The organism is Tenacibaculum lutimaris (assembly GCF_003610735.1).
Classification (GTDB): Bacteria; Bacteroidota; Bacteroidia; order Flavobacteriales; family Flavobacteriaceae; genus Polaribacter; species Polaribacter lutimaris.
The window spans coordinates 171,379-183,782 of the sequence record NZ_RAQM01000006.1 but is presented as its reverse complement, the minus strand read 5'-3'; the positions used below and the strand labels follow the sequence as shown (position 1 = coordinate 183,782).

The 12,404-nt window shown below is 31.3% G+C and carries 9 protein-coding genes, 1 tRNA gene and 1 pseudogene; 6 read left to right on the top strand and 5 right to left on the bottom strand.

Features of this window, described 5'->3' with window-relative positions; genetic code table 11:
* Positions 1-18 precede the first annotated feature (18 nt).
* The 3 genes and pseudogenes from C8N26_RS00900 to C8N26_RS00890 all read right to left on the bottom strand — a co-directional run bounded on the left by C8N26_RS00900 (position 19) and on the right by C8N26_RS00890 (position 3,787).
* Positions 19-1,119 (bottom strand): annotated as a pseudogene (locus C8N26_RS00900) (DUF4407 domain-containing protein).
* 80 nt (positions 1,120-1,199) lie between these two features.
* On the bottom strand, positions 1,200-3,419 hold the full coding sequence (locus C8N26_RS00895) for a M56 family metallopeptidase (RefSeq protein ID WP_120185643.1): 2,220 nt from the start codon (positions 3,417-3,419) through the stop codon (positions 1,200-1,202).
* Positions 3,419-3,787, bottom strand: a complete 369-nt coding sequence (locus C8N26_RS00890) for a BlaI/MecI/CopY family transcriptional regulator (protein WP_028891286.1) — start codon at positions 3,785-3,787, stop codon at positions 3,419-3,421. The genes C8N26_RS00895 and C8N26_RS00890 overlap by 1 nt, the downstream gene beginning before the upstream one ends.
* Before the next feature lie 143 nt (positions 3,788-3,930).
* On the opposite strand from C8N26_RS00890, the gene C8N26_RS00885 reads away from it, so the two are divergent.
* Positions 3,931-4,494, top strand: coding sequence for a hypothetical protein (locus tag C8N26_RS00885; RefSeq protein ID WP_120185642.1), 564 nt, complete (start codon positions 3,931-3,933; stop codon positions 4,492-4,494).
* Complete coding sequence (locus C8N26_RS00880; RefSeq protein WP_120185641.1) at positions 4,494-5,150, top strand: DUF2490 domain-containing protein; 657 nt, start codon at positions 4,494-4,496, stop codon at positions 5,148-5,150. Before C8N26_RS00885 ends, C8N26_RS00880 begins: the two co-directional genes overlap by 1 nt.
* A 38-nt stretch (positions 5,151-5,188) precedes the next feature.
* Here the strand turns inward: C8N26_RS00880 and C8N26_RS00875 are convergent, their stop codons facing one another.
* The gene (locus C8N26_RS00875) at positions 5,189-6,577 is read right to left on the bottom strand and encodes a dipeptidase (protein ID WP_120185640.1); all 1,389 of its coding nucleotides are present in this window, start codon (positions 6,575-6,577) and stop codon (positions 5,189-5,191) included.
* 100 nt (positions 6,578-6,677) lie between these two features.
* Between C8N26_RS00875 and C8N26_RS00870 the strand changes: the two genes are divergently transcribed.
* From C8N26_RS00870 to cls, 4 genes are all read left to right on the top strand, one after another.
* A tRNA-Leu gene (locus C8N26_RS00870) sits at positions 6,678-6,759 on the top strand.
* A gap of 248 nt (positions 6,760-7,007) precedes the next feature.
* A complete protein-coding gene (locus C8N26_RS00865) occupies positions 7,008-8,039 on the top strand; it encodes an MsnO8 family LLM class oxidoreductase (RefSeq protein WP_120185639.1) in 1,032 nt (343 codons plus the stop codon).
* A 240-nt stretch (positions 8,040-8,279) separates the two neighbouring features.
* Complete coding sequence (locus tag C8N26_RS00860) at positions 8,280-8,882, top strand: NAD(P)H-dependent oxidoreductase (protein ID WP_120185638.1); 603 nt, start codon at positions 8,280-8,282, stop codon at positions 8,880-8,882.
* Positions 8,883-8,958: 76 nt separating this feature from the next.
* Entirely contained in the window at positions 8,959-10,401 is a 1,443-nt protein-coding gene (cls, locus tag C8N26_RS00855) for a cardiolipin synthase (protein WP_038005494.1), read from the top strand.
* A 57-nt stretch (positions 10,402-10,458) separates the two neighbouring features.
* Here the strand turns inward: cls and C8N26_RS00850 are convergent, their stop codons facing one another.
* The gene (locus C8N26_RS00850) at positions 10,459-12,399 is read right to left on the bottom strand and encodes an OmpA family protein (protein WP_120185636.1); all 1,941 of its coding nucleotides are present in this window, start codon (positions 12,397-12,399) and stop codon (positions 10,459-10,461) included.
* Between the last annotated feature and the right edge of the window lie 5 nt (positions 12,400-12,404).

Sequence of the window (12,404 nt, the reverse complement as noted above, 5' to 3'; positions counted from 1 at the left end):
ATATAAAAATCGTAGTTTTTACAAATTCTCCTGTTGATTTTTATAAAATGAATCGGTTTGTAATTTCATTAAGTTACGAGCCATTTTTTGTTTGTAATTGTGTAGTTCTTCTTCTGTTTTTAAATCGGAGTAAACTTTATCGTTAAGATCCTTGTCGGTTTGTAAAATAGCTGCTCTTTGATGAGCTTGTTGCTGAATCCAAGTTTTTACTTGTGATTCATAATTTTCCAATTTATAATCGTATTCACTTTTTGAACTGATGAGTTTCGCAAAAATAGGAGCAGTTTCTATCGCTAAAAATAAAAGGAATATAAAGAAGGAAGGTAGCCAAGGTAATTTGTTTAAAGCATTAACGCGCGCCATTAGTCCATCAAAATTAGAAATAATAGGTTGGCTTTGTGTTTCTTTCAGTTTCTGATTTTCTAGTAAATTAACAATAGCAGCTTCTTTTTGTTGAATCTTATTGGTGTTTTCAGTTTTTAACTGATTCAATTCAGCAAGAGTAACATCGTGTTTTTCTCTTTTTTCTTTATAAACAGGACCTTTACCAAGAAGTTTAGTTCCCTTTCTTCCTTCAGCTTCCGCAATATAAGTTTCATAAAGTGTATTGACTTCCTGTTCTTTGGAGATAATCTCGTTTTTTAATGAAGCGATTTCAGTATTTATTTTATCTATTTCAGGAGTAAATTGTTGCGCAATTTGAGTTTTGTTGTCTAATGTCATTTGGTTTTTTTCAGTCAATAACACTTAGTTGATTTCTTTTTCAAAAATTTTTAATTCTAACGGTTTAGAGATTACGATAGCAATAATCATTGCTAATAATAATCTAGGAAGTACTTGTATAAGTTCTTTTCGTTTAGATTCACTTTTTTTAATGGTAGAAACGATAAATCTATCTAAATTAAAAATTAACAACCCCCAAACAATTCCGAAGAAAACGGAAGTATACATATTGTCAAAAACAGTATACAAAGCGTAAGCAGATGCAATAGTTGCCATAAGTGCAGTGAAGAAAACTGTAGCACCAATACCCGCATATTTATTTTGCTCTCCATTAGCACATTTTTGTAGCAAATCTAAATCAGCTCCAGAACAAAGAAGGAAAAATCGTTTTAACATAAAATAAGCTTATAGTTTAATAACGAGTTATTTAGGGTTCTGTTACAAAAAAAGCCTCATTTAAGAGGCTTTTAACAAAATTAGTTTTTTGTGGTTATGTATATGTTAATTTCTTCATCGCTTATCTTTTTCATCCTTGTAGTTTCCAAATTCAAGTAGTCTATTTTTTTAAGGTGTTGCTCTGGAACTTCTTTGTTGTTTAAAAAATATCTTTTGATAGTATAATTATTTAAAATTTTATCATGACTAATTATATCAAATACATTAAGTTTTTCATTTGATTTATTAGGTATGTTAATCTCGTGTGCTTTATTACCTACTATCCACCCTAATTTTTTCTCGGAATTAACGTTCTTTTTATTTTTTGAAGGAGGAGGTGGTAACTGTTTTTTGATTTTTTGTATGTATTCTTTTGTGTTTAACTGATATTGATACTCTTGAGGAAAACGCTTACTTCTTGCATTTTTGTGAACAAAACTTCCAGTGTAGTTATAAAAGTCGGTGTTTTTATAACTATTTAAAACATTGTTGTTAACTGCTTTTCCGTCAATCCAAATGGCATACTTTTTAGTGTTTTTAAAATCTTGGAATAGTTTATTAGATAAAGTCTTCTGTTTTAATTTAACTGGAGGTGGAGGTGGTGGTAGTATTTTCTTTTCTTCTTCAGTTAATTCAGATATCTTTTTAGTAATTTCTCTACCATCTTTTGTTGTATAAGTAAAAGTCTCATTTTTACGGTTAACAATTCTTTTTAATGCTGGAATTGAATCATATTCAATTTTTGAAGTTTTAAAAGAAACTCCATCCTCATATAAATATGAAAGACTATTAGTTAACACAATCTCATCCAAATATTTTTTACTCAGTTTCTCACGAATAGTTTTTATAAGAGACATTAAAACTTTTCCTGTAGTAAAAATTTTTAAATTTGATTTTTCACCTTTTGTTTCTTTAAGAAATTCACTTCTGATATTATCAATATTTATTAATCTGTTATTTAGGTAATAGTTGTTAGTTTTTTGATCAATAAATAGGGTTGGAGCTTCTAATTTGACATATTGCTTAATTACTTCTTCTAAATTATCTTTTTTGTACTCTAGAGAACCTTGTTGATTAAAGAAATGTTTTTTGTTGTTTAAAGGTGGTATTATGCTATTCCAAGAAATATTTTTTATTCCTTTTAAAATAACTTCTTTTTCTGTTGCTTTAATGGTAAAAGCATATTTTGCAATTTCTACGTGTTTATCTGTTGAAAATCCCCAATCTGTAATAGTATATTCTTTATTTAAAGGGATTTCTAGTCCTGACCATCTTTCACAATTGTAGCATTTTAAATGAACATGGTTGTCGTCCCTTTCAATTGAAGCAATAAAAAGGTTTTCTTTTGTTTTTTTCTCAATAACAGCATCTAAAAACTCGATATTATTTGCGCTTTCATAGGCTTCTACTCTTTCGGCAAAAAGTAATGTAAATCCAGCTAGTACCGGTATTACTGCCAGTTTTTTTAGTAAGATTTTGGTACGAGAACTTTGTTTTGTCATCATTAGTAATCTTTTTTTAGTTAATAAATAATTCAAATTACTGGCCAAGTAATAATCGTTGTTCCAAGCAGCTCTATTTAATAGTAAATATTGGTACTCGGTAGTATTTTTATGAATTGTAATTACCTTGTTATCAGCTAAAAATTCATGGTTTAATTTAATAGCTTTTTTAAGGAATATAAACGTAGGGTTTATCCAAAAAATCACCTGTAAAAACTCAATAAGTAATACATCAAACGTGTGTTTTTGTAAGGCATGTGTTAATTCGTGTGTGTAAAGTTCAGTTTCAATCTTATTTGAATTGTACTCTTCTTTGTTAATGAAAATGTAGTTCCAAAATGTATGTGGACTAATAGCGTCATCAACCAAGATGATGGTAGCTTTTTCTTTTTTAATTTTTTGATGATGTTTAATTTTGAGATAAATGCTAACCAGATTTTTTATAAAGCGAACCAAAAGAATCAAAGCAATTATTGTATAAGCAAAGGCTAGATATAGCATATAATCTATTTCTTGTGTTTGAGAAGTAACAATCTCTGTTGCCGTGTTGCTGTCAACAATCATTGGAACAAATAGTTCGGAAGCTTGTGGGGTAACTTCAATATATATTTTATACAATGGAGCTAAAAAGGAAAACAACACGCTACCCAACAGATAAAATCGGTTGAATTGATGCATTTTTTCTCGCTCTAATATCAAGTGATAAAAGGCAAGTAACAACGCTAAACAAATTCCTGATTTGATAAAATACGTTATCATTATTGTTGCTTTTTAATTTGCTGATCGATGATCTTTTTTAAATCTTCCAATTCTGAAACCGATAAATCCGTTTTTTCAGTAAAAAATGAAGCAAATTGACTCGCAGAATTGTTAAAAAAGTTTTTAATTAATCCGTTTACATGCTTCGAAAAGTAATCTGATTTTTTAACCATAGGAAAATACTCTCTTGATTTTCCGTATAGTTTATAATCTACAAAACCTTTATCCTTCATCCTTTTTAATAAGGTGGCAACAGTTGTTGTTGCAGGTTTCGGTTCGGGAAATTCAGCTAAAATATCTTTCATAAAAGCTTTTTTTAGCTTCCATAAGTATTGCATTACTTGTTCTTCGGTTTTTGATAATTGCATTTCTACAAGATTAGAATTAACTCTACAAATGTAGAAATAATTTTTAATTCTACAAGTGTAGAGTGTTTTTTTAATAAAGAATTAATAAATTCCTTATCTAAGTAACAGGTAAATATTTGTTATTTTGAAGAAAAAAATAAAGTATGAGATTTATAATAACACTTTTGTTATTCTGTGTGTTTTCGGGGTTTTCTCAAGAAAAATTTGAGCGTGAGTTTCGAATTTCATTAGAAGAAGTTCCGTTAAAAGCACAAAACTTTATTAAACAATGTAAGTTTGATAAAAAAGTAAAATGGTACATGGAAGAAAGTCAAGATGGAAAAGCGATTGAAGCAAAGTCTTATAAAAATAGTTATAAGTACAGTGTAGAATTTGATATAAAAGGTAATGTGCTAGATGTTGAAAAGAAGATTAAATGGAAGCAGATAGAACCATCTATTAGAAAGAATATTGAAAATTCATTAAAGAATGAATTTGAAAAGTTTACGATAAGGAAAATTCAAGTTCAATGGAAATCGGATGAGCAAACATTGAAAGGGCTGATTAACGGTGATAAAGAATATAAAATAGACACGCTTTATGAAATAGTACTTAAAGGAAGAAAAACACAATCTACAAGTTTATATGAAGTACTTATTAACCCTGACGGAACAATTGTAAAGCAATTAAAGTTTGCCCCGTCTAATTCACTAAATTTAGAATTCTAATGAAAAAGGGACTTGTGTTTTTAGTGCTTGTATTGTTTGTAGTGTCGGTTAATGGGCAAACAAGTTTTACATCAGGTTGGTTACCTAAAGTAGTAGTATCAGCAAAAACATCTTCAACTACAAAATGGGTAAATAGTATAGAGGCAAGGGAAGTTTTTTATGAAGACGAGTTTGCTTTTTCTCATAGTTTAGTAGATGTATCCAGTATTTTTTCGATAAAATCAGATGTGAATAAATCTTTTAATGTAGGGTATATTATTCGATTTAAAGATGATGATATTATTCATCGTACAGTTCAACATTTTAATTTAGTGCAAAGTTTTGATGCACTTAAATTAGGGCATCGCTTTGGTTTTGAACAATTTTTTGAATCAGGAGCTAAACCTCAATACAGAACTCGTTATCGAGCCTCTTTAGAAAAAGCATTGTCAGGAGATAAAGTAGATGTTAAAGAATGGTATGTAAAGTTGTCAAATGAATATTTGTGGCAGTTTAATGAAGAAGATTTAGAGGTACGATTATCTCCATATTTAGGATACCAGCTTTCTAAAAAAGACAAACTAGAGTTTGGACTTGACTATCGTTTAGGAAAATTGCTAGATACACCAAAAAAGAATTCGTTGTGGTTTAGAACTACTTGGTATATATCTTTATAAAAAAAGTCATTACAGATGTAATGACTTTTTTTGTGTTATTATTTAGATAACTCAGTAAAATACTGATAGAAATATGGAATGGTTTCAATTCCTTTTAAGTAATTCCATACTCCAAAATGCTCGTTTGGTGAATGAATTGCATCTGAGTTTAATCCGAATCCCATTAAAATAGTCTTACTCTTTAATTCTTGTTCAAATAAAGCAACAATAGGAATACTTCCACCACTTCGTTGTGGAATTGGAGTGACTCCAAACGTTTCTTGGTAGGCTTTACTTGCTGCTTGATATCCAATATTGTCAATAGGTGTTACGTATCCTTGACCTCCATGATGAGGTTTTACTTCTACTTTAACCGATTTTGGAGCGATACTCTCAAAATGTTTTTTGAACAATTCAGTAATTTCTTCCCATTCTTGTCCTGGTACTAAACGCATTGATATTTTTGCATAAGCTTTTGAAGCAATCACAGTTTTTGCTCCTTCACCAGTATATCCTCCCCAAATTCCGTTTACGTCTAAAGTAGGGCGGATAGAGTTACGTTCGTTCGTAGTATAACCAGCTTCTCCGTGAACATCATCAATATCTAACGCAGCTTTATAATCTTCTAATGAGAATGGTGCTTTTGCCATTTCATCACGCTCTTCACGAGATAACTCTTCTACTTTATCATAAAATCCTGGGATGGTAATATGATTGTTCTCATCGTGTAAAGAAGCAATCATTTGTGTTAAAATGTTAATAGGATTTGCTACTGCGCCTCCATATAAACCTGAATGTAAGTCTCTATTAGGTCCCGTTACTTCAACTTCTACATAACTTAATCCGCGTAAACCAGTAGTAATTGAAGGAATGTCGTTAGCAATCATTCCCGTATCAGAAATTAAAATCACATCATTGGCTAACTTTTCTTTGTTTCTAGGAACAAACCACGCTAAGCTTTCAGAACCAACTTCTTCTTCACCTTCAATCATAAACTTCACATTACAAGGTAAATTTCCTGTATGTGTCATGTATTCTAATGCTTTTACATGCATATACATTTGCCCTTTGTCATCACAAGCACCACGAGCAAAAATAGCTCCTTCAGGGTGTATGTCTGTTTTTTTAATAACTGGTTCGAAAGGAGGAGAAGTCCATAAGTCGATAGGGTCAGCAGGTTGTACATCGTAATGACCGTAAACTAAAACTGTAGGTAAGTTAGGATCAATTATTTTTTCTCCATAAACAATAGGATATCCAGGAGTTTCACAAATCTCTACTTTATCACATCCTGCTTTTTCTAAGCTTTCTTTTACCGCATAAGCAGTATTTAATACATCTTGATTGTAAGCTGGATCTGCACTTACTGATGGAATTTTCAATAAATCGATAAGCTCATTAATAAATCGATCTTTATGTTGAGCTATGTAATCTTTTACGTTTTGCATGGGTTGAATATTAATGAACTTCAAAAATAAGAAAAATAGTATACTTGTTCTTGGTAGTTTGCAAGTAATGTTTATATTTGCATCCACAAATTCAAAGTACGCGGGCGTGGTGGAATTGGTAGACACGCTAGACTTAGGATCTAGTGCCGTGAGGTGTGAGAGTTCGAGTCTCTCCGCCCGTACAAATAGAAATAGTAAAGCCTTAATTCGTAAAGAGTTAAGGCTTTTTTTGTTTTTATACTTGTACAAAATCTGCACATTTTTTGAGAAAATATTTTTATTTTAAAATCTAGAAATAAATAAGGGGCTGAAAAAGTGGTGTTTATAATCCTTTAGCTGATCTTTTAGGGGTAGTGTTTAGGCTTTTAAGGGTATATAAGAAGGGGTAATGAGAGTAAATTTGTGCTATTAATCTTTTTAGTATAAAATTATGAAGCTTTCAGTATTAGATTTATCTATCGTGCCAAAGAATGGAGACAGACACAAGAGCTTAATGAATAGTTTAGAATTAGCACAACAAGCAGATGCGTTAGGGTTTTCTCGTTTTTGGGTAGCTGAACATCATGCGGCAGGAACAGGGGCAGGACGTACACCAGAAGTGATGATTCCGTTTATTGCAGCGCAAACTAAGAATATCAAAGTAGGTTCAGGAGCTGTTTTGTTAAACCACTATAGTCCGTTTAAAGTAGCAGAAACTTTTAATAGTTTGGAAGAATTGTTTCCTAAAAGGATAGACATGGGAATTGGAAGGGCTACTGGAGGACAAATAGTGGATATGGCATTGCAACGACATCGATCTGTATATCGTCAAAACATAAATGATTCAGCAGATCAGTTGATAGAATTGTTGCATTGGATGAATCAAGATTTTGATGCTGAAAATCCTTTTTCTGAGATAAAGTCACATCACAATGGCACTACTCCTGAGTTTTGGTTGTTAGGGTCTAGTCCTTGGAGTTCTAATGCTGCTGCCGAGTTAGGTTTGCGTTATGCTTTTGCAGGTTTTATCAACCCTACAATGTCTTACGGAATAGCTCAGCATTACCATCAAAATTTCAAACCAATAGCACACGAATCGGGAAGCAGAAAACCACAATTAATGTTAGCGTTGAATGTTTTTGCTGCGGAAACTGAAAAAGAAGCGCATCGAATGACTGCTCCTTTTCAATTATTTGAACATCGTTTAAGAACAAAGGCAGATACTCAAAGTTTGCTTGAGGATGAAGATACTGCTTTAGAATTACTAGGGGATAGGTTTAAGAAACCAGAAGAATTAATAGACCCGAAACAACCACCAAAAGTTTTAGCAAGTACTCCTGAAAAATTATACGGTTGGTTAACTCAAATAGCTGAAGTTTATGGAACTGATGAAATTATGTTGCAAACTATTACAGGTAATCACGAGGCACGACTAAAATCGCAAAAACTATTAGCAGAAGTATTTTTAAAAAAGGGTAAGTAGGTTAAAATATACTTTTAGGAGTAGTGTTTAGGCTTTTAAGGGTATTGATTAAGAGGTTATAAGAAGTAAATTTGTAAAGTAATTATAGTCTATTGGATAAAATGAGTATGAAAACAATAATGAATCTTTTAAGTAAGATAGAGAGTGTCTTATTAAGAGTAAATACTCTGACACAAAAACAACAATTAGTTCCTGTTAGAGTACGTAGTAGAAGATAATAAATGTTTAAAAACAAGAATTATGAAACCATCAGAATTAGCAAAAAAACGCTACGCAACCAAAAAATACGATAGTAGTAAAAAAATACCACAAGAAAAGATAGAGGAGTTAAAAGAAGTATTGCATTTAGCACCTTCGTCTATTAATATTCAACCTTGGAAGTTTACGTTTGTACAAAATCCAGCAATAAAAAGTAAACTAGCGGATGCTTCACTTCATAACACTGAAAAAGTGAATCAGGCAGATTTATTAATCGTTTTTAGTGTGGCAGAAGACTTAGATGCTTTTCAAAAAGTAGTTGATAAAGAGCTACCAACAGCTCTTGGTGATTGGTATAATAGCATAAAAGCTAACATACCAGAAAACGATTTACGAGTATGGTTAGCAAAACAAGTATACATTGCGTTAGGAGTTGCTATGAGTACCTCTATCGCATTAGGGTTAGATTCTACCCCTATGGAAGGTATAGAACCTGAAAAGTATATGGATATTTTAGGAATGTCAGCTTACAAACCTCTTTTTGCTTTATCAGTAGGGTACAGAGCCAAAGACGATCGTTATCAGCCTGAAGTTATGCCGAAATCGAGAAGACCTTATAAAGATGTAATTGAGGTTGTTAATTAAGGTAAATTACTTTTTTAATAGCTAAGTATAGGATTTATGATATTTTAAATATCTTTAACCAAAAGGTATTTATATTGTGCTCACAACATTACTCTTAATTCTATACATAGCTATTGTTCTTACCGTTGCGGTTATTATCATCAATACCTCAACACCACCTAAAGCAATAGCTTACTTATTTTTACTTATCTTTTTTCCTGTCGGAGGAATAATTATTTACTTAACTGTAGGTATAAACCATAGAACCTATAAGCTCTACAATAAAAAACTCGAAGTAGATAAGAGTATTTTTATAGAACTTAAAGAACAGCTTAAAAACTACACAAAGAAAACGTTATCAACATCAAAAGTTCAACTAAAACACTTTTACAATCTTTCTAAGTTTATACATCAAGAAAATGTTTTAACAAGTAATAATAAAGTTAGTTTGTTACTAAACGGAGAGCACAAATTTCCTGAAGTTATCAAAGCATTAAAAGCAGCTAAAAACCATATACATATTGAATATTATATCTACCAAAACGATGCTATAGGAAAACAGATAGGTGATGTTTTAAAAGAAAAAGCTGCTGAAGGTGTAAAAGTACGTTTTATATATGATGATTTTGGAAGTAAAGATATTCGTAAATCATTCGTAGATTCTTTAATTGAATGTGGTGTTGAAGCATATCCTTTCTATAAAATAAAATGGTTACTGTTAGCAAACAGAATCAACTATCGAAACCATAGAAAAATTATTGTTGTTGATGGTCAAGTTGGTTTTATAGGAGGAATTAATGTTTCAGAAAGGTATATAAATCCTAATAAGTTCAATCGTTATTGGCGGGATACACATATAAAAATTGAAGGGTTGGCTGTGTTGAACTTACAACGTGTTTTTTTAGCAGATTGGAACTTTTGTGCTGATCAAAATGTTATCGTAGAAGAAGAACTTTTCCCTATAGATAAACAAAAAATAACAAGCGAGCATACTCAGTTAGTTCAGGTGATTTCTAGCGGACCAGATTCTGATCACCCAGATATAATGTATGCGCTCATTCAAGCAATTTTATTATCAAAAAAAGAAATTCTGATAACTACGCCTTATTTTGTTCCAAGAGCGTCTTTTTTAGATGCGCTTAAAATTGCTAGTTTAAGTGGAGTGAATATAAAATTATTAGTACCCAGTGTTTCAGATTCTAAATTGGTAAACGGAGTGTCTAATTCTTTTTATAAAGAAGTGTTAGAGATTGGAGTTGAGGTATATAGATATAAAAAAGGGTTTGTACATGCAAAAACTATGGTTTTTGACGAGTTAATTAGCTCCGTAGGAACTGCAAATTTAGATGAACGTAGTTTTGAGCTCAATTTTGAAATTAATGCTTTGGTTTATGATAAAGAACTAGCTCTTCAGTTAAAAGAAGCCTTTTTAGAAGATTTAAAGCACAGCGAAAAAATAGATGTAAAGCAGTGGAATAGCAGGTCTATTTTTATAAGATTTGCAGAAAGAGTAGCTCGTTTGTTAGCGCCTATTTTGTAAGAAATAATAAAAAGTAAAAAGCTTCTCTATGCAAGAGAAGCTTTTTGAAAGAAAGAGTTATTCTTTAATAATAAACATTGATCTACGGTTGAGTTGATGCTCTTCTTCAGTACATTTTGTAGAGTTTGTACACTTGTTAATTAGTTGTGATTCGCCATAACCTTTGGCTGATATTCTATCTTTGTCTATTCCTTGTTTGAGTAACCATTTTAACGTGGCTTGCGCTCTTTGCTCTGAAAGCTTTAGATTATAAGCATCGTTACCTCTTGAATCGGTGTGTGATTCAATATGAATTTTTAGAATAGGATATTCTTTTAAAGCAGCTAAAATTTTAGCCAATTCAATTTCAGCATCTGGACGAATGTTAGATTTATCATAATCAAAGTAAATAGGTTGTAGGGTTAGTCTACATCCTAAATCATTTGGAGGACAAGGATCTGAAAGTTCTAGATTTAAAGGCATATTCAGTTTAATAGGCATTTCAATGGTCTTAGGGTTATTGGGAGTTTCTATTATTTTTTCTTTAGGATGATATCTTTCCTTTTTAGCTCTTAAAGTGTATTGCTCTTGACAGTCTAATAGAAAGGTGAAAGTAGCATCATTACCAACAGTTATTGTTTTTATTTCGTTATTATTACTGTCTATTAAAGTAACTTCTGCATTCGGAATTAATTCACCAGTAGCTTTATCGGTAACAGGGCCTTGAATGGTAATTTGGCAACGTTCCCAAATTTGATAAATATCATCACTTTCACTTCCTTTTTTGCCTTCTCTGTTTGAAGCAAAATAACCAATTCTTCCTTCCTTTATAATAAAACTAAAATCATCTTTTATACTATTTATAGGTTCTCCAAAGGTTGAAATTTCTTTGTGAGAATCATTTTCTAATTTAGTAACAAAAATATCTAAACCACCCATGCCTGAATGTCCATCACTTGAAAAATATAGGTTGTTTTTTTTACTTATAAATGGAAAAGTTTCTCGTTTAGCGGTGTTGATTTTATCACCAAGGTTGGTAGGTTGAGTGTAAATATCTTCCCCTAAAATTTTCACATACCAAATATCAGACATTCCTAAAGTTCCTGGCATATCAGAAGAAAAATATAATTTATCTTCTTCAGGACTCAATGCTGGATGACCTACGGAATAATTGTCATTGTTAAAAGGTAATTCTTTTACATTACCCCATGTATCTCCATTTTTAGTGGCTTTGTATATTTTAAGTCTAACAACATGGTTTTTGTCTTTTTTCTTTTTACCATTTAAATAGTTGTTTCTGGTAAAATACATGGTTTTTCCATCTTTTGTAAAAACAGCGGTTGATTCATGATAAGGAGAATTAACAGTTCCATTAAACGCGGATACTTTTCCAAAATTCATGTCTTTATCTAAAGTAGCTTGATAAAGATTTAGAAAAGGTTTGTTGTTCCATCCATCTAGGTCATTAGACTGTTCATTTAAAGCAGGAGACATTTTTCTGCTAGAAGCAAATACTATGTTGTTGCCATAAAAAGCAGGGCCAAAATCTGAAAACTCGGTATTAATAGGGATTTTCTCTATTTCAAAAAGTTTATTATGAACTCCTTTTTTAAAAAGAGTATCAGCAACATTCTCATAGGATGTTACATCGATAACTTGCCCACCTTTATCTTTGTAAATTTTCATTAATTTTTCTGCTTCTTCGGGTTGGTTGATGCTTTTTAAGCATTGAGCAGCTCGAAAGTAGTCTATTCCAGTAGTTTCATTAGGAAACTCTTTGGTTAGGTTATAATACCATTTAGCAGCACCAGAGTATTGGCTGTTAAAATAGTAGGTGTCTCCTATTTTTCTGTATAATTCGGCAGATTTGTATCCTTTTTCAGCGACCTTTAAATAAATTTCTCGAGCATCAATATAATTATACTTATCATAATTGATATTAGCTTTTTCTAGCTTAGAAGCTTGAGCTAAAACACTAATGCTAAAACATAAAAGACTTATAGTTATATATTTTTTCATAATTT

Excerpts from the sequence above, each read along its gene's own strand:
- C8N26_RS00860 (WP_120185638.1), top strand. The coding sequence starts at position 8,280 with ATGAAACCATCAGAATTAGCAAAAAAACGCTACGCAACCAAAAAATAC.
- C8N26_RS00850 (WP_120185636.1), bottom strand. The coding sequence starts at position 12,399 with ATGAAAAAATATATAACTATAAGTCTTTTATGTTTTAGCATTAGTGTT.
- C8N26_RS00890 (WP_028891286.1), bottom strand. The coding sequence starts at position 3,787 with ATGCAATTATCAAAAACCGAAGAACAAGTAATGCAATACTTATGGAAG.
- C8N26_RS00865 (WP_120185639.1), top strand. The coding sequence starts at position 7,008 with ATGAAGCTTTCAGTATTAGATTTATCTATCGTGCCAAAGAATGGAGAC.
- C8N26_RS00895 (WP_120185643.1), bottom strand. The coding sequence starts at position 3,419 with ATGATAACGTATTTTATCAAATCAGGAATTTGTTTAGCGTTGTTACTT.
- C8N26_RS00885 (WP_120185642.1), top strand. The coding sequence starts at position 3,931 with ATGAGATTTATAATAACACTTTTGTTATTCTGTGTGTTTTCGGGGTTT.
- C8N26_RS00880 (WP_120185641.1), top strand. The coding sequence starts at position 4,494 with ATGAAAAAGGGACTTGTGTTTTTAGTGCTTGTATTGTTTGTAGTGTCG.
- C8N26_RS00875 (WP_120185640.1), bottom strand. The coding sequence starts at position 6,577 with ATGCAAAACGTAAAAGATTACATAGCTCAACATAAAGATCGATTTATT.